Annotated in this window: 20 protein-coding genes; 7 read left to right on the forward strand and 13 right to left on the reverse strand. The window is 61.1% G+C overall.

Features of this window, described 5'->3' with window-relative positions; translation table 11 throughout:
- The first annotated feature begins 41 nt into the window (after window positions 1-41).
- Complete coding sequence (locus C7H09_RS05430) at window positions 42-1,154, forward strand: NADH:flavin oxidoreductase (RefSeq protein ID WP_106761594.1); 1,113 nt, start codon at window positions 42-44, stop codon at window positions 1,152-1,154.
- Window positions 1,155-1,191: 37 nt separating this feature from the next.
- Here the strand turns inward: C7H09_RS05430 and C7H09_RS05435 are convergent, their stop codons facing one another.
- Window positions 1,192-2,703, reverse strand: a complete 1,512-nt coding sequence (locus C7H09_RS05435; RefSeq protein WP_106761595.1) for an acetyl-CoA hydrolase/transferase family protein — start codon at window positions 2,701-2,703, stop codon at window positions 1,192-1,194.
- Between the two features lie 280 nt (window positions 2,704-2,983).
- Between C7H09_RS05435 and rluF the strand changes: the two genes are divergently transcribed.
- From rluF to C7H09_RS05450, 3 genes are all read left to right on the forward strand, one after another.
- Window positions 2,984-3,982, forward strand: coding sequence for a 23S rRNA pseudouridine(2604) synthase RluF (gene rluF, locus C7H09_RS05440; protein ID WP_106761596.1), 999 nt, complete (start codon window positions 2,984-2,986; stop codon window positions 3,980-3,982).
- 85 nt (window positions 3,983-4,067) lie between these two features.
- Window positions 4,068-4,700: a MarC family protein gene (locus tag C7H09_RS05445; RefSeq protein ID WP_106761597.1), complete on the forward strand. Its 633-nt coding sequence runs from the start codon at window positions 4,068-4,070 to the stop codon at window positions 4,698-4,700.
- 35 nt (window positions 4,701-4,735) lie between these two features.
- A complete protein-coding gene (locus C7H09_RS05450; protein ID WP_106761598.1) occupies window positions 4,736-5,305 on the forward strand; it encodes a gamma-glutamylcyclotransferase in 570 nt (189 codons plus the stop codon).
- Here C7H09_RS05450 and C7H09_RS05455 read toward each other — a convergent pair.
- Entirely contained in the window at window positions 5,236-6,231 is a 996-nt protein-coding gene (locus tag C7H09_RS05455) for a DMT family transporter (protein WP_106761599.1), read from the reverse strand. The genes C7H09_RS05450 and C7H09_RS05455 overlap by 70 nt on opposite strands.
- Window positions 6,232-6,340: 109 nt before the next feature.
- Here C7H09_RS05455 and C7H09_RS05460 point away from each other — a divergent pair, with 109 nt between their 5' ends.
- Window positions 6,341-7,288 carry a LysR substrate-binding domain-containing protein gene (locus C7H09_RS05460; RefSeq protein ID WP_106761600.1) on the forward strand — a complete coding sequence of 316 codons (948 nt, stop codon included), beginning with the start codon at window positions 6,341-6,343 and terminating at the stop codon, window positions 7,286-7,288.
- Between the two features lie 12 nt (window positions 7,289-7,300).
- On the opposite strand, the gene C7H09_RS05465 is transcribed toward C7H09_RS05460, so the two are convergent.
- The 3 genes from C7H09_RS05465 to C7H09_RS05475 all read right to left on the reverse strand — a co-directional run bounded on the left by C7H09_RS05465 (window position 7,301) and on the right by C7H09_RS05475 (window position 11,736).
- Entirely contained in the window at window positions 7,301-9,802 is a 2,502-nt protein-coding gene (locus C7H09_RS05465) for an acyl-CoA dehydrogenase (RefSeq protein WP_106761601.1), read from the reverse strand.
- 127 nt (window positions 9,803-9,929) lie between these two features.
- The gene (locus tag C7H09_RS05470) at window positions 9,930-10,820 is read right to left on the reverse strand and encodes a prenyltransferase (protein WP_106761602.1); all 891 of its coding nucleotides are present in this window, start codon (window positions 10,818-10,820) and stop codon (window positions 9,930-9,932) included.
- 28 nt (window positions 10,821-10,848) lie between these two features.
- The gene (locus tag C7H09_RS05475) at window positions 10,849-11,736 is read right to left on the reverse strand and encodes an AEC family transporter (RefSeq protein ID WP_106761603.1); all 888 of its coding nucleotides are present in this window, start codon (window positions 11,734-11,736) and stop codon (window positions 10,849-10,851) included.
- 232 nt (window positions 11,737-11,968) lie between these two features.
- Here C7H09_RS05475 and C7H09_RS05480 point away from each other — a divergent pair, with 232 nt between their 5' ends.
- Window positions 11,969-13,183: a MalY/PatB family protein gene (locus C7H09_RS05480; protein ID WP_106761604.1), complete on the forward strand. Its 1,215-nt coding sequence runs from the start codon at window positions 11,969-11,971 to the stop codon at window positions 13,181-13,183.
- Here C7H09_RS05480 and C7H09_RS05485 read toward each other — a convergent pair.
- From C7H09_RS05485 to C7H09_RS05495, 3 genes are all read right to left on the reverse strand, one after another.
- On the reverse strand, window positions 13,162-13,671 hold the full coding sequence (locus C7H09_RS05485) for a carbohydrate-binding protein (RefSeq protein WP_106761605.1): 510 nt from the start codon (window positions 13,669-13,671) through the stop codon (window positions 13,162-13,164). The genes C7H09_RS05480 and C7H09_RS05485 overlap by 22 nt on opposite strands.
- Window positions 13,672-13,725: 54 nt before the next feature.
- Window positions 13,726-15,171, reverse strand: a complete 1,446-nt coding sequence (locus C7H09_RS05490; RefSeq protein WP_106761606.1) for a succinylglutamate desuccinylase/aspartoacylase family protein — start codon at window positions 15,169-15,171, stop codon at window positions 13,726-13,728.
- 115 nt (window positions 15,172-15,286) lie between these two features.
- Window positions 15,287-16,924, reverse strand: a complete 1,638-nt coding sequence (locus tag C7H09_RS05495; RefSeq protein ID WP_106761607.1) for an MBL fold metallo-hydrolase — start codon at window positions 16,922-16,924, stop codon at window positions 15,287-15,289.
- A 129-nt stretch (window positions 16,925-17,053) separates the two neighbouring features.
- Here C7H09_RS05495 and C7H09_RS05500 point away from each other — a divergent pair, with 129 nt between their 5' ends.
- Window positions 17,054-17,479 carry a thioesterase family protein gene (locus C7H09_RS05500; RefSeq protein WP_106761608.1) on the forward strand — a complete coding sequence of 142 codons (426 nt, stop codon included), beginning with the start codon at window positions 17,054-17,056 and terminating at the stop codon, window positions 17,477-17,479.
- Window positions 17,480-17,507: 28 nt separating this feature from the next.
- On the opposite strand, the gene C7H09_RS05505 is transcribed toward C7H09_RS05500, so the two are convergent.
- From C7H09_RS05505 to C7H09_RS05525, 5 genes are all read right to left on the reverse strand, one after another.
- Window positions 17,508-18,830, reverse strand: a complete 1,323-nt coding sequence (locus tag C7H09_RS05505; RefSeq protein WP_240616508.1) for an MATE family efflux transporter — start codon at window positions 18,828-18,830, stop codon at window positions 17,508-17,510.
- Between the two features lie 150 nt (window positions 18,831-18,980).
- Window positions 18,981-19,478 carry a thiol peroxidase gene (gene tpx / locus C7H09_RS05510; protein WP_106761609.1) on the reverse strand — a complete coding sequence of 166 codons (498 nt, stop codon included), beginning with the start codon at window positions 19,476-19,478 and terminating at the stop codon, window positions 18,981-18,983.
- A 131-nt stretch (window positions 19,479-19,609) separates the two neighbouring features.
- Window positions 19,610-20,827: a Bcr/CflA family multidrug efflux MFS transporter gene (locus tag C7H09_RS05515; protein WP_106761610.1), complete on the reverse strand. Its 1,218-nt coding sequence runs from the start codon at window positions 20,825-20,827 to the stop codon at window positions 19,610-19,612.
- 76 nt (window positions 20,828-20,903) lie between these two features.
- The gene (locus tag C7H09_RS05520; RefSeq protein ID WP_106761611.1) at window positions 20,904-21,860 is read right to left on the reverse strand and encodes a LysR family transcriptional regulator; all 957 of its coding nucleotides are present in this window, start codon (window positions 21,858-21,860) and stop codon (window positions 20,904-20,906) included.
- A gap of 58 nt (window positions 21,861-21,918) precedes the next feature.
- Window positions 21,919-23,070 carry an alpha/beta fold hydrolase gene (locus C7H09_RS05525; protein WP_106761612.1) on the reverse strand — a complete coding sequence of 384 codons (1,152 nt, stop codon included), beginning with the start codon at window positions 23,068-23,070 and terminating at the stop codon, window positions 21,919-21,921.
- Between the last annotated feature and the right edge of the window lie 30 nt (window positions 23,071-23,100).

Here is a 23,100-nt window from a genome sequence, read left to right on the forward strand (position 1 = left end):
AGGGTTGCGTTACGAAACCAAATTAACGAGGTTGTCCACCCATGAGTATGAATCTTGGTTCCCTGTTTGAACCTTTCGAATTGCTGAATCTGAAGCTGCGCAACCGTGTGGCCATGGCCCCGATGACCCGGAATTTCTCCCCGGGTGGCGTGCCGGGCGACAACGTTGTGGATTATTACCGTCGCCGGGCCGAAGCGGGCGTTGGCCTGATCATTACCGAGGGCACAACGGTGAATCATCCGGGAGCCAACGGTTACCCGAATGTACCGGCCTTTCATGGTGATGACGCGCTGGCAGGCTGGAAGCGGGTAGTGGATGCTGTGCATGAAGCCGGTGGGGCCATCTTCCCGCAGTTATGGCACGTGGGTGCGGTACGTAAAGAAGGCACCGAGCCGGATCCGTCGGAACCGGGCTACAGCCCGTCAGGCCTGTTTGCGCCGGGCAAGCCCAACGGCAAGGCGATGACCAAAGATGACATTCAGGATGTGATCAAAGCTTTTGGTGATGCCGCACAGGATGCCAAGGCCCTGGGCTTTGACGGCGTCGAGATTCACGGGGCCCACGGTTACTTGCTGGATCAGTTCCTGTGGGAAGGCACCAATCAGCGGGACGATGAATACGGCGGCAGCCTGGAAAACCGCTTGCGGTTTGTGGTGGAAATCGTTGAAGAGGTACGCCACCGGGTAGGCCCAGATTTCCCGATCATGCTGCGCTTCTCCCAGTGGAAGCAACAGGACTACGAAGCTCGCCTGGTTGACAGCCCCGAGCAACTGGAGCAGTTCCTGAAACCGCTGGTTGCGGCCGGTGTGGATATTTTCCACGCCTCCACCCGCCGTTTCTGGGAGCCGGAATTCGAGGGTTCTACCTTGAACCTGGCGGGCTGGACCCAGAAGCTTACCGGTAAACCCACTATGTCGGTAGGCAGTGTCGGCCTCACCGAAGACTTCATCAGTGGCACCTTTGCCAGTAAGCAAGAGGCGGTAGAGCAATCCGGCATTGATGAGCTGGTGGAGCGGATGAACAATGGCGAATTTGAATTGATTGCCGTTGGCCGGGCCCTGCTGCAGGATCCGGAGTGGCTGGTGAAAGTAAAGGAAGGCCGGTTGGATGAGGTGGAAGCATTCGCCAAGAAGTCCCTGGCGAAGCTTTACTGAGTTGATCAGACCCTGCCGCCAAAGCGGCGGCGGGTGTTTACATTTGACCGCTGTCTTCGTATTGCTGGTGCCAGCTCAGCGCTTCATTCAGCAGGTGGGGAGTGTGCATGCCCCGGCCGCTGGCACAGGCGCGCTCGAAATAATCGAGCAGGCGCGGGCGGAAATCCGGATGCGCACACTTCTCGATAATGTTCAGTGCCCTCTGGCGGGGTGGCAGGCCACGCAGATCCGCCAGGCCCTGCTCGGTGACCACAATCTGAACATCGTGTTCGGTATGGTCCACATGGGAGACCATGGGCACGATGGTGGAAATAGCGCCGCCTTTGGCGGTGGACGGAGTCATGAACACCGACAGGTAGCCGTTGCGGGCAAAGTCGCCGGAGCCACCGATGCCGTTCATGATGCGGGTGCCCATCACATGGGTGGAATTCACGTTGCCGTAGATGTCTGCTTCGATCATACCATTCATGGCGATGATGCCCAGGCGACGGATGACTTCCGGGTGGTTGCTGATCTCCTGACTGCGCAGAATGATCCGCTCCCGGTAGAAGTCGATGTTGTCCGCCAGCTCCTGGTTGGCGTCCGGGCTCAGGGAGAAGGCCGTCGCGGAGGCATTGGCCAGCTTGCCGGACTTCAACATGGCCAGCATGCCGTCCTGCAGTACTTCGGTGTAGGCGGTCAGGTTATCGAACGGCCCCTCGTTCAGGCCAGCCATCACCGCGTTGGCGATGTTGCCCACGCCAGACTGCAGCGGCAGCAGGTTGGCGGGCAGGCGCTTCTTCTCTACTTCACTGGCGAAGAACTCGAGCAGATGGTCGGCAATGCGCCGGGAGTTTTCGTCCGGATCGCTGAACCGGGAGTTGCGGTCCGGGGCATTGGTTTCCACTACCGCAATTACCTTCTCGGTAGGGCAGATCAAGTATTTTTCTCCGAATCGCTCGTCGGCCTGGGTCATCGGAATCGGCTTGCGGCGTGGCGGTAGGGCGGTGCCGTAATAGATGTCGTGCATACCTTCCAGGCCTGGGCTCTGGGCGTGGTTCACTTCCAGAATGACCTTGTCGGCCTGATCGATCCAGGTCTTGTTGTTGCCGATGGACGAAGAAGGAATCAGCCGGCCATCTTCGGTAATGCCCACCACTTCGATCACCGCGATGTTCAGCTCGCCGAAGAAGCCGGACCAGGCATGTTGGGCCACGTGCGACAGGTGGATGTCGATGTATTCCATTTTGCCGTCGTTGATCTTCTGGCGGCAGATGGGGTCGCTCTGGTAGGGCAGGCGCAGCTCAATGCCGTCCACTTCCGCCAGGGCGCCGTCCAGTTCCGGGGCGGTGGAGGCGCCGGTCCAGACGCTGATGCGGTAATTTTCGCCCTCGCCGCGGCGTTCCCGGATGTGCTCGGCCAGCGCCTGGGGCACCGCTTTGGGATAGCCTGCGCCGGTAAAACCGCTCATGCCTACGTTGACGCCGGAGGGGATCAGGCTGGCGGCGTCTTTGGCGCTCATAATGCGCTTGCTAAGCATGGGGCAACGAATTCTGGACTCGGTCGACATGATCCACCTCTTGTGATGCGGTTAACCCCTCTTTGGCAGTCTTGAAAGCCCGGGGGCGAAAATAAAAGCGTCGCATTCTAACAGCGAACCATGATGGTTTGCTTAATGATGCTGGTAAAACTACTTAATGCTTTAGTCTAATATTGGTGTAAGTTCTAGATAATATTAGGATAGTTTTGAAGTCGTTTGTTGCCTACCGGTTGCCGTCACAGCCACCCGGTGGGATGATGCCCGCACACGACCGAGCGATATCCCATTTCCAGGCATCCGGCAGGGCTTCATGAACACCAGAACCTCCACCCGACTGAATAAATACATCAGCGAGAGCGGCATGTGCTCGCGCCGGGATGCCGACCGTTATATTGAGCAGGGCAATGTTCACATCAATGGCCGCCGAGCGCAGGTGGGGGATCAGGTGCTGCCGGGTGATGTGGTCAAGGTGAACGGGCAGGTGGTGGAGCCCCGGGATGAAGAAGATCTGGTCTTTATCGCCCTGAACAAGCCTGTGGGTATTGTCAGCACCACTGATAGCGCCGAACGTGACAATATTCAGCGCTTTGTTGGCCACAGCGAGCGGATTTTCCCCATTGGTCGTTTGGATAAAGATTCCCAGGGCTTGATTTTCCTGACTAGCAACGGCGATCTGGTGAACAAGATCCTGCGGGCCGGTAACAACCACGAAAAGGAATACCTGGTGACGGTGGATAAGCCGGTCACCCGGGAATTCGTGGAAGGCATGAGTAGCGGCGTGCCGATTCTGGGTACCGTCACCAAGCGCTGCAAGGTAGAGCGGGTGTCCCGGTTTGTGTTTCGCATCGTGCTGGTGCAGGGCCTGAATCGCCAGATCCGCCGTATGGCCGAGCATTTTGGTTATGAGGTCACCAGGCTGGAGCGGGTGCGTATCATGAACGTCAGCCTGCAGGGCCTGCCGGTGGGAGCCTGGCGGGATTTGACCGAGAAGGAACTGGCGGTGCTGTTCGATGCCATTCGGGGGTCATCGTCTGAAGCCGCGCAGCCTGCGGGCAGCAAGGTTCGAAAGAAGCCCGCAGGTGCCAGAACGGGGCGGTCGGGGGCGGATGGCAAGCCTGCCCGCTCTGGCGCAAAACCCGGTGGCAAGCCACCGACCGGTAAAGGGCGCAAAGGCCCCAGTGCCGGGCCTGGCAAGCGGCCCGTGGGTAAAGCCGGGGGCGGCCCCAAACCGGGTGGTAGAGGCCCGGGGTCAAAGGGCAAACCTTCGAAACCCGGCAAGTCCCGTAAGCCGTCGATCAAGAAGCGCTGACCCCCCATAGGTTCTCTTCCTTACGGTAAAAAAGCCTGTCGGGGGCTATGCTTACCGGCTTTAAACCTGTGCCGGATTTGCCCGAATGATTGAAACGTTTTTCTCCACCTATCTCAGCAGCACCATCCGTTTTCTGTTCCTGTTGGCGCCGTTTTTCGTGGTGACCATGTTTCTGGCGCTCACTCGGGGGTTACCCGCCGTAGAAAAGGCGTCGATTATCCGTCGTGCCTGTATCTCAGCCTTTATTCTGGGGGTGATTCTGTTTTTCGCCGGCCCGCTGCTGTTCAGTGCCATTGGCATTACTCTGAACTCGTTCCGGATTGGCGCGGGCAGCCTGCTCTTCCTTACGGCCATCAGCCTGGTGAACAGTGGTACCCGCAACCACGCCACGGGTTTGCCCGACGAAAACCGAGATGACATTGCCGTGGTACCTCTGGCGATTCCGGTGATGATCGGCCCGGCCACCATTGGTGCTATTCTCGTTTACGGTGCCGAACTCAAGGCGGTGCCGGAAGTGATGGGCGGTTTGCTGGGGCTGGTGTCCAGCCTGCTGGCGCTGGCGGTGTTGTTGCGCTTGTCCGGTTATCTGGAAAAAGCGCTGGGTAAGACCGGCTTGAATATCATGTCAAAAATCAGCGGCTTGATTCTGTCTGCCATGGCGGCGGAGATTGTGCTGACCGGCATTGCCGGTTTTATTGCCAGCACGTCTCTGGGCTGACAGACTGCCAGGCCGTTTGTCAGTAAGGTTTCCGTATGTCGGCCAACACCATTGAGCACAACCGTCGCCGGTTCGATTTCGACGGTGTCGACGCCATCTGGCTGTTCGGTTATGGCTCACTGATCTACAAGGTGGACTTTCCGTTTCTGGAACGGCGCCCGGCGTCGATTCAAGGCTGGGCACGGCGGTTCTGGCAGGGCTCTCACGATCATCGGGGTACGCCGGAAGCGCCGGGCCGGGTGGTCACGCTGATTGAGCAGCCAGGTGCCCTGTGCAAGGGCATGGCCTACCGGGTGTCGCCGAACGTATTTGAGTACCTGGATGTACGGGAAAAGAACGGTTACCTGCGGTTTCGCACGCCCATGACCTTCGACAACGGCAGCCACGCTGAGGGCCTGGTCTACATCGCCACGGCGGACAACGAGGCGTATCTGGGCGAGGCACCTGAGCCTGCCATTGCCGCTCAGATTGCCGCCTCATCGGGGCCCAGTGGCCCCAATTCGGAATATCTGCTTCGGTTGGCGGACTCGTTGCGTCAGCTCGAAGCGGACTGCCCGCACACCTTTGCTATTGAGGTCTGCCTTCGCGGCTCGGCATCTTCTTGATACGCGGCCTGTTCTGCTGCCTGCTGCGCAGCGGCGTCGGCTTCCCGATCCCGGTTGGCCGGGTTAAAGCCCCGGGCCGGTGAGCGGCGCCGATGCTGTAATCCCAGCAGAACCAGCGGCACGATGATCATCAGGCTGCCTGCCAGAAACCACAGATCCGGCGCTTCACTGAACCAGATCCAGCCGATGGCGACGGCCCAGATCAGGCCGGTGTATTCGGCACTGGTGACCTGGTTGGCGTCGACGTGGCGGTAGGCCATCAATACGGTAATGTTGTAGCACAGGATGAACAGTGCAGAGCCAGCTGCGGTCAGCAGCAGTTCCGGTTCTATGCTGGCTCCCTCCCAGAGAGCCAGGGCACCTGCCGCTGGCAGGATCAGCAGGTAGTTCAAAAACAGTTTGTGGACGGTGCTCTGTTCTTTGGGCAGTTTGCGCACCATGACGGCGTTGATGGCGAGCGACAGCGCCGAGACCAGTGCGGCGATGGCCGCCCAGTTGAATTCCACCGGCCGCAGGATGAGTACGATGCCGGTGAAGCCGCTGAAGACGGCGATCACGCTGAGCGGGGTGAGTTTTTCCCGGAAGAACCAGGCGGATAGCACCATCACCAGGATGGGGGCGGCGTAGAACATGGCGTTGGCGGTGGCCAGCGGCAGGTTGCTGAGGGCCACGACCATGCACAGGATACCGGCGAGGTGCACGTGGGCCCGGATGGCGTGTACCTTGAAACCGCTGAACAGGTGCTGGCGATTGAGCTTTTTCATCAGCGGCAGCAGGAACAGCAGGGTCAGGGAGCTGCGTACGAAGGCGAACTGGAAGACGGGGGCGCCGGGTTCCAGCATTTTGATCATGACGTCGGAGAGGATGGCCATGGCGTTGCCGATGACCAGCAGAAGTATGGCGCTGTTGACGGTTTTGCCTGACATTTGTGTGCTTGCCTCTTGATCCCCGTGTGTCTGTGGTAAGTCTACGGAAGTGTTACTATCCGATAAAATGATGATTATTCCTGATCCATTAGAAATTTAGATAGCAGATATGAAGCTTCCTCCCCTCAAAGCCTTGCCGGTGTTTGAAGCCGTGGCCCGGCTGAACAGTTTCTCACTGGCCGCCGAGGAGCTGGCCATCACCCAGAGTGCGGTCAGTCATCAGATCAAGCAGCTGGAGACGTATCTGGGTGAGCAGCTGTTCTGGCGATCTGGTCGGGCGGTGACTCTGACCGATGATGGCCGCCAGTATTTTGATGCCATCGGCTCGGCGCTGCTGCAGATCGAGCGGGCCAGTGAGCAGTTGCTGGGGCATGAGGAGTCGCGGTTGCGGCTGTCGGTGTTTAGTTCGTTTGCGGTGCGCTGGCTGGTACCCAGGTTGCCGGAGTTGCAACGGTTGCATCCGCAGATTGATCTGGCGTTGGAGATGAGCACCGAGAACCCGGCGTTGTCAGACCGGGTGGCGGACTGTTTTATTGCCATTCACCAGAGTTCGCGGGCGTACAGTTATGAGCTGCTGTATGAGGAGCGGCTGTTTCCGGTGTGCAGTCAGGATTACTGGCAGCGTATTCGCCGGGAGCTGGGGCGGGATGACCGGCCGGAGGCGGTGGACGAGGCACCGCTTTCGCCGGAGGAGGTGGCCCGGTTTCCGTTGTTGTCGACCTACAGTATCTACGACAAGGCGGCGGGTGACTGGGAGGCCTGGTATCGGGATGTGAACCGGGCGCTGCCCGCCAGTACCCGGATTCAGCATTTCAGCCATATGCTGCTGGCGCTGGAGGCGGCCAGGTACCATCAGGGGGTGGCGCTCACCAATGACTATATGTTGAGCACGCGCAAGGATTCCGAGGAGTTTGTGCGGTTGCCGTGTCACGCGCTGGTGACCGGGGACAAGTTCTATTTTGCCTGGAAAACCAGCCGGCGCCGGGAGCGGGGGATTCAGACTCTGCGGCGCTGGCTGGTGGATGAGGCCATTCGGGGTGGCTTGCGGGGCGAGTGACCGCCCTCGGGTTTATTCCTTGGCGGGCCGTTCCACCACTTTGCGTTTGCCGGTGGCGTTTTTGGCCAGCTCTTTCAGGCCGTCGGCATCGAAGGCGTCTACCCGGATGACGTCGTACAGCGCGGTCAGGGCTTCTTCCAGTTTCGGGCATTCATCTGCGGTGACCACGCCTTCGGCGCAGGCCCAGTCCATCAGTTCCTTGCGCTGGTGGCCCATCAGCAGGGCGATGGCGTCCAGTTCGTCTTCGTTGCGGCTGCGAATGGCGGTGTGCAGGCGCTGGCGCATGTCGGCGGTGTCGTTGGCCAGCCGGTAGGCGTTGAGCACCCGCCCCAGTGGGTCGTTCGGATCGGTGTTGATGTAAGTGCCACGGCTGATGCGTTCACGCACCGGGGTGTCTTCAACGATGCTGGCGGCAACCCGTGCGCCCAGTTTGTCGTCCGGGCCATTCAGGCCGGTGGCGCCCAGCGGGAACACCAGCAGGCGCAGTGGCCAGCGCAAGGCCGGTACCGGAAAGTTGATGATGGCGTCGCGCATGGCCTGCTGCAGATCCTTCAGGCAGGTTTGCAGGCACCATTCCACCAGGTCGCGCTGGTCTTCCGGGTAGCCCTCTTCGTGCCATAGCTTGATCACGGCGGTGGCGTAATACAGGTGCACCAGGGAATCGGCCATGCGGCCAGACAACCGCTGGCGGGCTTTCAGGCCGCCGCCGATGGTGAGCAGGGTAACGTCGGTCATCAGCGCAAAGGCGGCTGAGAAGCGGCTGAGCTGGCGGTAATGGTGTTGGATGTCGCCCTGTCGCGGCGCGGTTTCCAGCCAGCCTTTACTTAGCCCCAGTACCAGGGCGCGCAGGGCGTTGCGGGTGGTGTGGGCCAGGTGGCGGTAGAAGATGCCGTCGAATTTCTGCGCGGCTTTGTCTTCGTCGTCCATGCCAGCGGCTTCGATTTCATCGACGATGAACGGGTGGCAGCGGATGGCGCCCTGGCCAAACACCATCAGGCTGCGGGTGAGGATGTTGGCGCCTTCAACGGTAATGCCAATGGGCACCGCCTGATAGGCCCGGGCCAGGAAGTTGCGGGGCCCGGTGATGACGCCGCGCCCGGCCACCACGTCCATGGCATGGTTAATGACTTCGCGCATCAGGTCGGTGTTGCGGTATTTCAGAACCGCCGACGGCACCGAGGGCCGCACACCCCGATCCAGCATACCGGCCGTCAGCAGGCGGGCGGCATCCATCATGTAGGTGTAGCCTGCCACCGGTTCCAGCGCTTCCTGTACCCCTTCGAACTGACTGATGGAGCGGCCGAACTGCTCCCGGGTATAGGCGTAGGCGCCGGTGGCCAGGCAGGCCAGTTTGCCAGCACCGGTACCCAGTGCAGGCAGTGAAATGGAGCGGCCGATGGACAGGCATTCCAGCAGCATGGTCCAGCCTTTGCCGAGCATGTCCTGGCCGCCGATCACCTGTGCCATGGGGATGAACACGTCGTTGCCCCAGGTCGGCCCGTTCATGAATACCGTGTTCATCGGCAGATGCCGGGCACCGGCGTGAACGCCCTCGGTCTCCCGGGGCACCAGTACGCAGGTCACGCCGACTTCTTCGTTCTCGCCCAGCAGCTGGTCCGGGTCGTATACCTTGATGGCCAGGCCGATCAGGCTGGCGACCGGCGCCAGGGTGATGTAGCGCTTATTCCAGGTGACTTTCAGTCCCAGCACTTCCTCACCGTTCCACTGGCCTTTGCACACAATGCCCTTGTCGGGAATGGCGCCAGCATCGGAGCCTGCCACGGGAGAGGTCAGGGCAAAGCAGGGTATCTCTTCGCCTTTGGCAAGGCGCGGCAGATAGTGCTGTTTCTGGTCGTCGGTGCCGTAATGCATCAACAGTTCACCCGGGCCGAGGGAGTTGGGCACCATGACGGTGACCGCTGCCGACACGCTGCGGGTGGATATTTTCATCACGATTTCGGAGTGGGCGGTGTTGGAGAAGCCCAGGCCGCCGTCTTCTTTGGGGATCACCAGGCCGAAGAAACCCTGCTCACGGATAAAGGCCCAGACATTGTCCGGCAGGTCGTAGTGTTCGTGGGTAATCTGCCAGTCGTCGAGCATGGCACACAGTTCTTCCACCGGACCATCCAGAAACGCCTGTTCTTCGCTGGTGAGGTGGGCCGGGGCGGCATCCAGCAGTTTTTCCCATCCCGGCTGGCCGGAGAAGAGTTCGCCATCCCAGTCCACCGAGCCGGATTTCAGGGCTTCCTGCTCGGTATCCGATAGCTTTGGCAGGCGCCCCCGTACCCAGCCCAGCAGTGGGCGGCTGAGTTTGTCCAGGCGTAGGTCGCCGGGGAGTGTGATGATCAGGGCCAGCGCCAGCAATACGCCGCCCGCCAGAAAACTGACCAGGTGCCAGTCGTCTTGGGCGACCCCGATCAGAGTCGCCGCAGACATGACGATAGCCGCGGTTTTTCCGCCGATGTGAAAATAAATCAGTACCAGAGCACTGATGGCCAGAAGCAGGACACTCATGAGCAGATCTCCATATCGTCATCACCAATGAAAACGGGCAAAAGTGCCCTTAACCTTCGGTCAAAGTTGGGTTTGTTGCAAGCGCACAGAGTGAGCCGGGTCAAGCGTTTGCGAACTTTGCGCGGGTTTATAGTGACAGGCCGATGGCCAGTAGCGCGAGCGTTGCCAGAAGCACGGCGACGTTGATGCCAAGTACCCGGTTCAATTCGCCAGGATGATTCAGGCTGTTCGGTAAGCGCCAGCCGATCCAGAGTGCCAGTGGCAGGGGCGCGAGGGCGATTAGAGCGCCTACGGGCAAGGCGGCCAGAATTGCGCCAAGAAACAAGGCAACATAGCTGGCCAGCAACAGCAGCGTCACCAGGCGGGCAGCTTTTTGCGGCCCCAGGGTGATCACCAGGTGGCGCCGCCCGACCTGTCGGTCGGCTTCGGCATCGGGGATCTGGTTAATCAGCAGCAGTTCGCTCACCAGCAGCAGGGCGACCAGGGCAGCGAGCAGGGCAGGGGTGTCCAGTTTGCCGCCCAAAGCCAGCACTGAGCCCAGCACCATGACCGGGCCAAAGCCGATGCCGGGCGCCAGCAGGCAGATGATTGGTGAGCGGGTAATCCAGCGGGTGTAGGTGACCACCAGAACAATGCCCGCCGCACCCAGAACCAGCATGGGCAAACCACGAAGCCAGAGGAAATACAGGCCGATGGCTATGACCAGCGACAGGGTGCCTGCCCCGGCGATCAACACCCGCCGGGCGGCAGAGGGGGCGTCGGGCAGAGCACCGCTGCCACCGGAAAATGGCGTTCGGCGGGTGATCATATCCAGCCCGGAACGGAAATCGTCGTATTCGTTCAGCAAATTGACCGAGGCGTGGGCCAGTATCGCCCCAAGGAAAATCAGCAGAGTGTGCAGCAGCGCGGGTTCCTGCCCTTGCTGCCAGACCACGGCAAATCCCAGCCCGGCACAGAGCGGGGCCAGAATCAGAAAGTTCGGGCGTGAGGCGCGGACAACCGCAGCAGCTTCTGACATTTATCAATTCTCCGTAATGTCGGAAAGCTTACACGTAGCCTGCGGTAAACACCAAGCCCAGCACAACGGGCATCACCACCAGACTGCCCAGGTTGCTCAGCAGCACCAGCGACGCCACCGCATGGGGTTCCTGTTGATACTGCTCGGCCACCATGTAATTGAGCACGGCCGGTGGCAGCGCCGCGAATACCCACAAACAGGCCACCTGCAAAGCGGGCAGATCCAGCAGGGCAATCATCGGCCAGGCCAGAATCAGGCCGGAGACCGGGCAGGCAATGGCGCCGATCAGGCCGAGCTTCCAGTCGCTGAAATCCACATCCAGCATGCGTACCCCCAGGGCGAACAACATCAGCGGGATGCACACACCGCCCAGCATGTTCAGGGTTTCCAGCAGCCAGCCCGGCAGTGCGACACCGCTGAGGTTGACTGCCAGCCCGGCGATGCTGGCAAACACAATGGGCAGTCGCAGCCGTTTGATGATGGAAGTGTGAGGATCCAGCATGTACAGGCCCACCGAAAAGTGCAGCAGCATTTCCACGATGAACAACACCACCGCCGCAGGCAGGGCGGCTTCGCCAAAGGCCAGCACGAGCAGTGGAATGCCCATATTGCCGGAGTTGTTGAACATCATTGGCGGCAGGAAGGTTTTCAGGTTCAGGTTCAGCAGCCTGGCCACCGGATACAGCACCAGGCCCGAGCCCAGCACCACCACGGTGGCGGCCAGGGCCAGCCAGCCGTAATCCTGCAGGGGTGCCTGTTGATCGGCCAGCACCGCAAAGACCAGCATGGGCACGAACAATTCCATGTTCAGCACGTTCAGACCCTGAATATCGGGGGTCCGGTACCGGCCATAGAGTGCGCCGCAACCGGCAATCAGGAACACCGGCAGCATGGTGGAGAGAATCTGGCCAATCATGGGACTGCTCCGAACGAAAATTCTGGAAAAAGGTAATCGATTAGGTTCGCAAGTACTCGAGGGTGTGGGCAAGTGAAAAAGCGCCTTCTTCGACCAAAGACGAGTGCCCCACCCGGTGCATGCTTTGATTTTTGTCTCGTCCGGTAATTTTCCCGGGTTGGCTATTGGTTGCCATGGCCCACCGGTGTCAACACAATAGCGGGCAGTCTCATCCATCAGCCGGAGTTTTATCATGACTGGCCGTTTTGACCAATCGATTACCCGGGAGCATACCTGTTCCGTCAAATTCGACGCCCGCCAGGCGGTGTTTGGCCGCGATGACGTTATTCCGGCCTGGGTGGCAGACATGGACTTTGCCGCACCGGAGGCGGTTACTGAAGCCCTGATGGTCCGGGCTCAGCATCCGGTATACGGTTACACGCTGTTCCCGGACAGCCTGTATCAGGCCATGACCGACTGGTTTCAGGTGCGCCATGGCTGGTCTATCGAGCGCGACTGGATCGTGATGGCGCCAGGGGTGGTGCCTTCTCTGCATGCGGCGTGCCTGGCCTTTGCCGGGCAGGGTGAGGGGGTGATTATCCAGCCCCCGGTGTATCCGCCGTTTTTCAGTTCAGCCCGGGACACGGGGCGTCAAGTGATCGAAAATCCGCTGCTGGAAGATCCGTCGGCACCGGCAGGCTACCGCATGGATCTGGAGCACCTGGAGCAATGTGCGGCCCGGCCGGAGGCCCGGCTGTTGCTGCTGTGTTCGCCCCACAACCCGGTGGGCCGAATCTGGACTGAAGACGAACTGGCTGGCGTTCTGGGCATCGCCCGCCGCCATGGACTGGTGGTGTTGTCGGATGAAATCCACTGCGACCTGAGCTTCCCGGACGCATCGGCCCACAGCGTAATGGCCACTCTGGCAGAGCCCGGGGATGCGCTGATTACCGCGGTGGCGCCCAGCAAAACCTTCAATATGCCTGGCCTGGGGCTGTCAGCGCTGGTGATTCCGGATGCAGAACTGCGCAAGGCGATGCAGGCCCAATTCCAGCGCCTGCACCTGCCCCAGTGCAACCCGTTCAGTATTGCCGGGTTCGAGGCCGGTTACCGCCATGGTGAAGCCTGGCTGGATGAGCTGCGGATGTACCTGCAGGGCAACCGGGATTATCTGCTGGCACAGATTTCCCAGCGGTGGCCGGGCATTCAGGCAGAAGCCCCGCAGGGCACCTATCTGATGTGGCTGGATTGCCGGGGGCTGGGGCTTAAGGATGCCGAACTCAAGCGTTTCTTCATACGCCAGGCCGGAGTCGGGCTGAACCCCGGGGTCACCTTCGGCGGGCCGGGCACAGGCTTTATGCGGCTGAATATCGGTTGCCCGAGAGCGATGCTCGAGCAGATTGTACTGCGCGTGGAGCGGGCTCTGGCCGAACTGGCGCAGGGCGATCAGGCCCCCAGGGCGCAGTGATCCGTAACCAACTCCCAGCGTTCCGGTGAGCTTTGCCCTGGCATGTCTCCCCGGGTTGACTGTGTTGCCCGCCAGACTTTTCCGCCATGGCTGGCTTCACTGCCTGCGCTGTAGCGTTTGGCGAACAGCCATTGGTCGGGCTTTTCACAGATTGGGTTAGTGCGGCTGGCAATAAGATTATCGGTGTTGCTCGCGCTGGTTGTTGCCGGCCGGGTATCTACAGCGGTGGGCCGGTTAGCACAGTCGGGCGCCGCATCCAGTTGCTTCCAGTCGAAGGTAATGCCGGGGTCCAGCCCCTGATGCAGTTCGCGGGATTCGTACCAGCTGCCCTGATGGAAAATAACCGCGCCTTCCGGGTACACCTGGTTTGGATTCCATTGGGCGTTGTCGGGGTTGCAGGGAGCCGCAGCAACCTGGAGCGAGAGCGCAGCCAGGGCAAGCCCTAGCAGCCGGAATGAATGGATTGAGACAAAAGACACTCTGGCCATAAACGGTCTCCTTGCTGGCGTTGGTGTGAGGATGAATCCGGAGTAACAACAGGGTTACTCACCCGGGATCTGGGCTTCAGTGCCGATGTGATAGGCAGCAAAGCCCGCCATAACCACCTGATCTACCGCCATGCCAATCACCCGGCCATCGGCGCCCGCGCGGATCGGGTGCTGTTCGTTGGTGATCGGATCGGCCACGTAGCCCAGAATCTGACCTTCCGACACGGTGGCCCCCAGTTTTACGTCGCTGAACAGAATGCCGCCGTGCTGGGTTCGTATCCAGGTGGAGTCGTAGTAGATCGGCTCGGGGCTACCCCAGACAAACATCCGGGAAATCATGCCGTGTTTTTCCATCAGACTGTTCAGGCTGTTCACCCCGGCTTCAATCTGATGCTCCTGAATGCGCAGGGACTCCCCGGCTTCCAGTGTCACCGAGCGGATTCCGGCGTTGGTGGCGGCGGTGCGCAGCATGCCGGGTGAGCCGGTGCTGTGAACAACCGCCATGCGGTCGAAGCCACGGGTGAATTCGGCCACGTCCGGGTTGTTCATGTCGGCTCGCAGTTGCGGCAGGTTAGTGCGCTTCAGCGATCCGGTGTGTATATCTACCAGCATGTCGCAATGGCGGATCACGCTGTTGAACAGGGAGTGGGCAATCCGGTCGGCCAGGGAACCGTCGGGGCTGCCCGGAAAATGCCGGTTCAGATCCCGGCGATCTGGCAGATAGCGGGTGCCCTGCTGAAAACCGGTCAGGTTGACGATGGGCACGCCAATCACCCGGCCGCTGAGTTTTTCCGGGTTCAGGTCGTACATAGAGCGGCGGATGATCTCGATTCCGTTCAGCTCATCACCATGGACCGCGCCGGTCAGGCACAGAGTTGGGCCCTGGAACTTGCCGTTCACCACCAGAACCGGGGTAATCTGGGACAAGCCCGCTATCTGAATGCCCGGTGACCAGGCCAGCCGGGTTGAGGTGGCGGGCAGAATCTCTTTGCCCAAAAGGGTGAAACTCTGTGCGGCAACGGGGCCAGTGGTTTCCGGTAACGGCCCGGTTTTGGTGGCTGGCTCGCCCCCGGCATCCGGAGTGCCGGTACCGGTGCTGTCAGGTTCGGGCGCTTCGTCAGGGCTTTGCTCTTCGGTCGCATCCGGGGCTGGCTCGGGTTCCGGCAGTGGTGCGACCTCTTTCAGGTCAATGTTGGGTGCAATGGCGCGGGGCGTTTCGGTGTTCTCCGGCTCTGCCGGTGGCGTGGGTGGTTCAGCCCCGGGCTGCTCCGAAGGCGGGTTGTCGCTGTTACCGGTTGGCTGCGTTCCGATCCCGCTGGCGTGGCGTGGCTCGGACTGCTCGACGTCTTCGACGTTTTCATCTTCTGCCAGTTCGGCCACCAGCCGGTCATTGCTGTCGTCCGGAGCAACAGCGTCTTGAGCTGACGCCCGCCCGGTACCCAGCAACATCATTGATACGAGGGCAACTGCAGTGGATTTCCTGACCCTGAAAAACGACATAAATCCTCGGGCAATGGTTTGATTAGTGCCCAAGGATAAAGCCGACCCCCTGCTTTGCCTACCGCTGTGACAGAGGTTTAATGCCGGTGTCATAAAGCCCCGTTTCAGGCGCTGTTCAGTCCGGTTTTACCGTGTGCCAGAGGTCGTCGGCCTGGAAGGCCCGGTGCTCGACCTCCAGCTTTAGCAGATGAGCCAGTGCCGACCGGGAGGCGACCCCGTGCAGCGCCGTCGGTACGTCATCGTAGGCCCGGGCGGTCAGGTCTTTCAGGCTGATTGGTGCGCCCGCCTCCAGTACCCGCCAGATTTTGTGCTCCCGGGACAGCCGGTGAGTGACCAGATAGTCAATCACCACCGGCGGCTCGGCCATCAGGAAACCATGGGCCGGGGCGATAAAGCGCATGGATTCGGACAACAGGTCGTGCATGGAGTCGATGTAGGCCTTCATGTCGCCATCGGGTGGGTTAATCACCACGGTGGAGCCCTGCATGATGTGGTCACCGGAGAACAGCAGTTCCTGCTCCAGCAGCAGATAGCACAGGTGGTTGGATGCGTGGCCCGGGGTGTGCAGCACCTTGAGAATGCCCGCTTCAGTCACAATCAGGTCGCCGTGTTTCGGCTGGTCGTCCGGGGCGAATGTGCGATCCTGGCTGGGGCCGCCCGGCGCCGGTAAGCCAAACACCCGGCAGCCGGTGCGGGCTTTCAGCTCGGCGGTGGCCGGGGAGTGGTCGGGGTGAGTATGGGTAACCACCACCTGATCGACAATGCCGCCGGTGAGTTCCAGAATCCGTTCGATGTGGCGGGCCTCAGCGGGCCCGGGGTCGAGCACGGTAAAACGCTCGTGGCCAAGAATATAGGTGTTGGTGCCCGGGCCGGTCATCATGCCGGGGTTGGGGGCGGTCAGGCGGATGACGCCAGCGGCGATCTCCACCGGTTCTCCCGGGGTAATTTCGGCGCGCACAAAGCCTTCGCCCTCCGGGTCCAGCTTAACGGCTTCGTCGTAGGCTGGCGCATTGGGCTCCAGCACCACCGGCTGGCCTTTGCGCAGCGCAGGCCAGGGCTGATCCGGGAACACCTCGGGCGGGTTGGCGTGGGCGTAACGCATCAGCTCGGCGGTATGGTTAAAGTCACTCAATACCCGCAATGTGCGGATGGTGGGCAGGCCCAGCAGCATGTCACCGTCGCGGTGGGCGGCCAGTGCCCGGGCGGGCGAAATCCACACCTGATCAATGGTTTCGATGCCGTCGTGGCGGGCCACCTGGCCTTCCGGAGCCACGGCAACAAAGAACCGGGTATCAAACCGCCGGGCCAGCCCCGGGGGAGTGACCCAGTGGCTCAGATAGGCCAGCCGATCCAGCGGTACCGACAGCTTGTGCTGTTCGCACAGCGCGGCGAGAGACACCTGCTCCCGGAACAAGGCCATGCGTTCGTTGTGAACCGGATGGGCCTGGTCGATGAGGGTGCCGTTGCTATCCTGGGCCAGGAAAATACCGGCTTCTTCAAAGCATTCGCGCACCGCCGCCAACATGTAATCGGCGCCTCCGGCGGTCAGGCTCATGATCTGGCTGATGGCGGAATCCCGGATGCCCACCACATGGGCCTGGGCGTCGGTTTCTTCGGCATTCACCGAGCCGCCCGGAAACACGAAATAGCCGGGCATGAACACGGCGTCCCAGGTTCGTTGCAGCAGCAGAACTTCCAGGCCGTTCTCGGTATCCCGGGTCAGAACCAGAGTGGCAGCAGGGCGAATGTCCATAGGTCTCTCAATATCTTGTTGGTCTGGTCGCAAGACTTTCAAGATACCCGATCCGGGGCAGGGATGAGAAGGGACAAAGGTCGGGGTATGATGGCGGCTCGATATTGCCACCCACACCAAGGACTCTTCATGGCCAGAATCCAGCTCGAATTCCCCGAATCCGCTTTTACCTTTGAAACTCGCATTCCGGTGCGGGTAACGGACATCAACGGCGCCAACCATCTGGGCAACGATGCCCTGATTTCAATGCTGTCGGAGGCCCGGGCCCAGTTTTTGGTGGAATACGGGGTTGAGGAAATCACCAGCGAAGGCGTGGGGATTATCATCAGTGATCTGGCCACCATGTACCAGAACGAATCCTTCTATCCGGATCTGCTGAAATTTGAAATCGGCGTGATGGATTTCAACAAGTACGGCGGGGATTTTGTCTTTCGGGTGACCAAGACCGAGACTGGCCAGCCGGTGGCGCTGGCCAAATACGGTTTCGTTTTCTTCAACTATCACGCCCGCAAGGTGGCACCGGTACCCGAGTCGTTCAGGGCGCGCTTCGCGTAGTTCTGTTGTTGAGGATGTTAGCGAATGGCTACGGCCGTTGCCGTAGCCGCGCCATGCCCTGCCGATACAGGCCGTAGGCCATCAGCCCGGCCAACAGGTTGCCGATCAGGGCGCCGGTCATCAGGCCGGTCAGCCCGCCCATCTGGCTGCCAAGCCAGAGCAGCGGCAGGTAGCAGGCAAACAGGCGCAGGGTGGAAATCAGCAGGGCGCGCAGCGACATGCCCAGGGCGTTGTTCACCGACACCATCAGAATACACACCCCTAACCCGCTGTAACTCAGCGGTACCCGCACCAGGTAGCTGGCCAGCACCTTCTGTACGTCGGCATCCGGGCTGAACAGTTCGGACACCATGCCCGAGGCCACCAGCCAGATCAGCCCCACCGCCAACTGCCAGCCAAGAATGAAGCGCACCGCAATTCGGACCAGTTTGCGGATGGTTTCAATGTCGCCTTTCCCCAGCAAGCGGCCGACCATGGGGGGCATGGACATGGTCAGTGCCAGCACCACCACGATCGAGAAAAACTCCAGCCGGGTGCCCAGGCCCCAGGCTGCCACGGCAGATGAGCCAAACCCGGCCACCAGAGCCGTGGCGAGCATGGCCGAAACCGGTGGCATCAGCTGGCTGACCATGGCCGGGGCCATGATGCCGCTGAGCTGGCGGATGGCTTTGCCCAGTTGCAGTTGCAGCAGGTCAAAGCGTAGCCACTGGCGGCGAATCAGGGTGGGGTAGACAATCAGTGCGCCCACGCTAAAGGCGGTGATGGTGGCCCAGGCGGCGCCGGGCAGGCCCCAGTCGAAGACGAAGATGTACAGCGGGTCGAGTGCGATGTTGAGCAGGCTGGTGGTGATCATCATGTAGCCGGGCAGGCGGGTGTCGCCGTTGGCCCGGCAGGTGGCGTAGCTGAAGTAGACCATGGCACCGGTCCAGGCAGACAGCAGCCAGGGCGCCCAGTATTCGCGAATGACCGGGCGCAGGGTGTCGGCGGCGCCGAGCAGATCCAGGATGAGGTTCTGGAGCAGCCAGACCGAGACACACAGAGTCAGGGCCAGGCTGGCGCCAATGGTGATGACCAGCCCGCCAAGGCGCTGGGCCCGCAGGTCTTCGCCCTGGCCCAGAGTGCGAGAGATGATGGCGGTGGTGGCGATGCCCAGGCCAACGTACATGCCGCTGACCAGCTGTTGCATGGGTACGGTAAAGCCCAGGGCGGCGAGCGGGTCGCGGCCGAGCTGGCCAACGAAGATACTGTCGGTGAGCTGGAAGGTCATCAGTGAGAGCACGCCGAACAGCATGGGCCAGGTCATGTGGTAAAGCTGGCGGCCCAGGGAGGCGTTTTGCAGGGTGTTTTGCACGTTAGCTCGGGGTTGTGGTGTTGAGTGTGGCGGGGATTCTAGCACTGCAGAAGGCGGTCGGGTGAGATCCCCGACCGCCTCGGTGTTCTGGAACTCGCCTCGACGACTCGGACTAGTCGTCTATGGGCAAATGGCAGTCGCTTGCGCGGTTCAGAGCGAGTTTAACGCCGCATCATAGTCCGGCTCGTTTTTGATTTCGCTGACCAGTTCGCTGTGGATAACTTTGTTGTTCTCGTCCAGTACGATCACGGCGCGGGCGCAAAGGCCGGCCAGGGGGCCGTTCTGGATGGCGACGCCGTAGTCCTGCTGGAAGCTGTAGTTGCGGAAGCTGGACAGGGTTTCGACGTTTTTCAGGCCTTCGGCTCCACAGAAGCGGGCGGCGGCGAAGGGCAGGTCGGCGGAGACCACCAGCACCACCGTGTTGTCCAGGCTACCGGCTTTTTCGTTAAATTTGCGGGTGCTGGCGGCGCAGACGCCGGTGTCGATGCTGGGGATAATGTTCAGGATCTTGCGTTTGCCTGCCCAGTTTTCGAGTTTGACGTCTTCCAGGCCGCTGGTGGTTAAAGTGAACGGCGGTACGTTGTCGCCGGTCTGGGGAAATTTTCCGCTGAGTTCGATGGGGTTGCCGTCCAGAGTGACGTTGCTCATGGTTTACTCCTTGTTTTCTGGTTATAAGTGTTCTGCAATCTACTCTGTGTAGCTTAATTTGGATGACATTTCATCCTTTCCTTTAGATAGATCAAGGCTGGCGACCGGATTTCCGGGGCGCCGGTTCTGTTTCAGGCTCCGGCGTTGCCGGTTTCGAAGGCTTTAGCGGGGTAGCGTTGTACCAGCAGCAGGTAGCTGGCCAGGGCCAGGCCTGCGCAGGCGGCGATGGCGGTGGCCATCACCAGCGGCGTGCCGTCGTGCAGGGCGCCAACGATGGCCCCGGCCACGGCGGCTGCGGCCATCTGCACGAAGCCGAACAGGGCAGAGGCAGAGCCCGCCATGGTGGGGTGGTTAGCCAGGGCGCCCGCCATGCACTGGGGTAATGCCAGGCCGGTGCCTGCCATGAACACGGCCTGGGGAATAACAACCGCCCAGGGGCTGTAGATCTGGTACCAGGCGAGCAGGGCCATGATGCCGCCACCGGCCATGGAGATGAGCAGGCCAACGATAAGGATCTGGTCGGGCATCAGGTAATTGGCAATCCGGATGGAGCCCAGGTTACCGATGATGTAACCAGCCACCATGGCGGCGAAGTACAGGCCAAAGTGTTCCGGTGCCACGCCCAGCACGTCGATCAGTACGAAGGAGGCACCGGAGAGGAAGGCGAACAGGCCGCCGTAGACCGCCGCGTTGGTCAGGGTGTAACCAATAAAGCTCGGGTCGGTGCTGATCCGGCGGTAGTTGCGGAACAGGTGGCCCAGGCGCAGGGGCTGTCGGTGTTCTGGCTTCAGGGGTTCCGGGATGCCGAAGGCGGTGACGCCCGCCATGATCAGGGCGTAGGCGCCGATAACGATGAAGATCCAGTGCCAGTCGAGGTTGGCGACCATGAATCCGCCGAGCGTCGGGGCGATGGCGGGTGCCAGGGCCATGATGCTGGCCAGCAGGGCGAGGATTTTGGCGGCGTCTCTGGGGGTGTAGATGTCGCGGACGATGGCGCGGCCGAGTACCGGGCCTGCGGAGCCACCGAGCGCTTGCAGGAAGCGGCACAGTTGCAGGGTTTCGATGTTGCTGGCCAGGGCGCAGCCGATGCTGGCGAGAGTAAAGACCAGGAAACCACCAATCATGATGGGTTTGCGGCCGTAGCGGTCGGCCAGCGGGCCGCAGATGAGCTGGGCGATGGCGAAGCCGGCCAGGTAGAGGCTGAGGGTGAGCTGTACCTGGTCGGTACCTGCGTTGAAGTCGGCGCCGATTTGCGGGAGCGCGGGCAGGTACATGTCCACGGCCAGTGGGCCGAGGGCGACGGCGGCGGCCAGTAAGATGGTTGTCCAGATACTTGTTAGCGCGAGCACAATATGATTAAACCCTGGTGGTTGTCAGGTTGGGGGTTGTTTAGGAGGGCAAGTCTAGAGCCTCACTCGCTGAATTTTAACGGCGGCGGCTTTCATGCAACGTATGAATGAAATTAATTGATTGGCGGTTAAGTCCGTTCATGGTGGCGGCCACTGAGTTTACCTGGTTGCGCACCCAGCGGTGGGCCGGGTCGTTCTGGTGTCGGCGGTGCCACAGCATCAACAGGGTGAAGGGCTTATAGTCAAAGGGCAGAGGTACCCAGGCGAAGTCTCGCATCAGGTGCTGGCTCATGCGCTCCGGTGCGGTGGCCAGCATGTCGGTACCGCGCAAAAATTCCGGCAGGCCGGAGAAGTTGGAGACGGTGACGGTGTTTTTGCGTTCCAGGCCTTTGGCGAGCAGGGTGCTTTCGAAGCCGACCCGCTCGCCGGGGGCGAACATCAGTACGATGTGGTCGGCTTTCAGGTAGCTGGCGAGGTCGGCGGGGGCGGCACGGTGTTCCGGGTCGTAGTAGACCACCATGCGGTCGGACATCAGGCCGCGCTGCATGATGTCGGTGGTTTCCGGCGCGTGCGGGCTGATGATCAGGTCGCAGGCGTCTTTGCGAAGCATGTCCGGGTTGGGAATGCCTGCGGGGATCACTTGCAGCCGGATACCGGGCGCCTGTTTTCGCAGGATGTGGGCCAGGCCTGGCAGCAGCAGGTCGCGCTGGTAGTCGTTGGCGGCAATGGTAAAGGTAAAGTCGGCGGTGCCTGGCTCGAACGGCGGGCCGGAGGGCAGGGTGCGCAGATCGTCCAGCAGCTGGCGGATGTGGGGGCCGGTGCGTTGGGCGTAGTCGGTGGGCACGATGCCCCGGCCGGATTTCACAAACAGGGGGTCGCCAAAGGCTTGCCGCAAGCGCTCCAGGGTATGGCTGACCGCCGATTGGGTCACACCCAGGCGCACCGCTGCCCGGGACACGCTGCCCTCGTCCAGCACGGCCACGAAGGTCATCAGAGAGCGCAGGTCGAGGCTTAACATATCAACAGGTTTCATGGATCAAAGTGTAAGATAGCCGGGGCCTCATGTCACCGCTGTCGGTTGCCGGGGATGGTTAATCGGAGCGGGGGGCGAGCCAGTCGGCCATTTCCAGCCAGGACGCGGCCGGGGCTTTGCTGCCCGCGAGTATGCCCATGTGGCCGCCAGGGATTACCCGGAAGGTTTTGTCGGTGGAGCCGACATGCTCCATGATTTTCTTGGCGGCGGCCGGGGTGACCAGCGTGTCCTCGCTGCCCGCTATGGCCAGCAGGTTTGCGCTTACCTGATCAAGGCAGGCGATGTGGTCGCCGATCTGGATGGTGCCCCCAGCCAGTTGGTTGTCGATCCACACCCGCACCAGTGTGTCCTGGATAACGCCGCCCGGGTAGGCCACCATGCGGTCGAGAAAGGCAGAGGTACTGGCGTGATTGCGGACGAATTCCCGGTCGCCAAGCCGCACAATCAGCTCCCAGTAGCCCATAGCGCTGCCAATCGGGTTGGTGAGTTTGAAGCCCAGGGTGTTGGCCCAGCCCGGGGTATGAAACCAGTGTGGCTGTACGTCGTGCAGGCGGAATCCGGTGCGTTTGCGGATAAACCCGGCAACGTCGGCCAGGCGCTGATTGAGCAGGCCGATCAGTCCCGAGGCGTGGCTGTCGATGGGAGAGCCCAGCACAATGGCGTTACGAATGTTCGGGTCCTGGCTGAGTGCGCTGTAAAACAGGGTAAACATGCCGCCCATGCTCCAGCCGTGCAGGCTCAGTTGCTGTTCGCCGCTGTGTTCCCGGACCCGTTCCAGGCAGGCGGGCAGAAATTCAGCCACGTAGGTGTGCAGGTTGAAGTGGCTGTGCTCCCGGGTGGGCATGCCCCAGTCGATCAGGTAGACGTTAAAGCCTTTGGCTCGAAGAAAACGCACCAGACTGCGTTGGGGCAGCAGGTCGTAAACCAGCATATTTACCGCCAGCGGCGGTATGATCACGACCGGCACGCGGTGGCTGTGTCGTTTCACCGGGATGACGGTGTCGTCCAGTTCAATAAAATCTTCCTGCAATGGTGGGTAGTGGCGCAGCTTTACCAGTCCATCGCTGTGCAGGGTTTGGTAAGGCGTTTGACCCGCCTGTACCAGGCTGGCAGCCCGGAACAGTCGGTCGAAAGCGTTGCCTGCGTAGTGGGCGCTCTGGCGGGCAACGCCGGAGGCGCGTGTGACGGTATTTCTGAAGGGTGTCCGCATGGTAATGCCCCGGGCTGCGTGTCTTGATCA

Source organism: Marinobacter fuscus (assembly GCF_003007675.1).
Classification (GTDB): domain Bacteria; phylum Pseudomonadota; class Gammaproteobacteria; order Pseudomonadales; family Oleiphilaceae; genus Marinobacter; species Marinobacter fuscus.

What these genes read in the sequence shown, in the direction of transcription:
- C7H09_RS05430 (WP_106761594.1), top strand. Translation starts at nt 42, where the DNA reads ATGAGTATGAATCTTGGTTCCCTGTTTGAACCTTTCGAATTGCTGAAT.
- C7H09_RS05450 (WP_106761598.1), top strand. Translation starts at nt 4,736, where the DNA reads ATGTCGGCCAACACCATTGAGCACAACCGTCGCCGGTTCGATTTCGAC.
- C7H09_RS05455 (WP_106761599.1), bottom strand. Translation starts at nt 6,231, where the DNA reads ATGTCAGGCAAAACCGTCAACAGCGCCATACTTCTGCTGGTCATCGGC.
- C7H09_RS05495 (WP_106761607.1), bottom strand. Translation starts at nt 16,924, where the DNA reads ATGGACATTCGCCCTGCTGCCACTCTGGTTCTGACCCGGGATACCGAG.
- C7H09_RS05485 (WP_106761605.1), bottom strand. Translation starts at nt 13,671, where the DNA reads ATGGCCAGAGTGTCTTTTGTCTCAATCCATTCATTCCGGCTGCTAGGG.
- rluF (WP_106761596.1), top strand. Translation starts at nt 2,984, where the DNA reads ATGAACACCAGAACCTCCACCCGACTGAATAAATACATCAGCGAGAGC.
- C7H09_RS05435 (WP_106761595.1), bottom strand. Translation starts at nt 2,703, where the DNA reads ATGTCGACCGAGTCCAGAATTCGTTGCCCCATGCTTAGCAAGCGCATT.
- C7H09_RS05470 (WP_106761602.1), bottom strand. Translation starts at nt 10,820, where the DNA reads ATGTCAGAAGCTGCTGCGGTTGTCCGCGCCTCACGCCCGAACTTTCTG.
- C7H09_RS05525 (WP_106761612.1), bottom strand. Translation starts at nt 23,070, where the DNA reads ATGCGGACACCCTTCAGAAATACCGTCACACGCGCCTCCGGCGTTGCC.
- tpx (WP_106761609.1), bottom strand. Translation starts at nt 19,478, where the DNA reads ATGAGCAACGTCACTCTGGACGGCAACCCCATCGAACTCAGCGGAAAA.
- C7H09_RS05445 (WP_106761597.1), top strand. Translation starts at nt 4,068, where the DNA reads ATGATTGAAACGTTTTTCTCCACCTATCTCAGCAGCACCATCCGTTTT.
- C7H09_RS05475 (WP_106761603.1), bottom strand. Translation starts at nt 11,736, where the DNA reads ATGATTGGCCAGATTCTCTCCACCATGCTGCCGGTGTTCCTGATTGCC.
- C7H09_RS05490 (WP_106761606.1), bottom strand. Translation starts at nt 15,171, where the DNA reads ATGTCGTTTTTCAGGGTCAGGAAATCCACTGCAGTTGCCCTCGTATCA.
- C7H09_RS05460 (WP_106761600.1), top strand. Translation starts at nt 6,341, where the DNA reads ATGAAGCTTCCTCCCCTCAAAGCCTTGCCGGTGTTTGAAGCCGTGGCC.
- C7H09_RS05465 (WP_106761601.1), bottom strand. Translation starts at nt 9,802, where the DNA reads ATGAGTGTCCTGCTTCTGGCCATCAGTGCTCTGGTACTGATTTATTTT.
- C7H09_RS05520 (WP_106761611.1), bottom strand. Translation starts at nt 21,860, where the DNA reads ATGAAACCTGTTGATATGTTAAGCCTCGACCTGCGCTCTCTGATGACC.
- C7H09_RS05500 (WP_106761608.1), top strand. Translation starts at nt 17,054, where the DNA reads ATGGCCAGAATCCAGCTCGAATTCCCCGAATCCGCTTTTACCTTTGAA.
- C7H09_RS05480 (WP_106761604.1), top strand. Translation starts at nt 11,969, where the DNA reads ATGACTGGCCGTTTTGACCAATCGATTACCCGGGAGCATACCTGTTCC.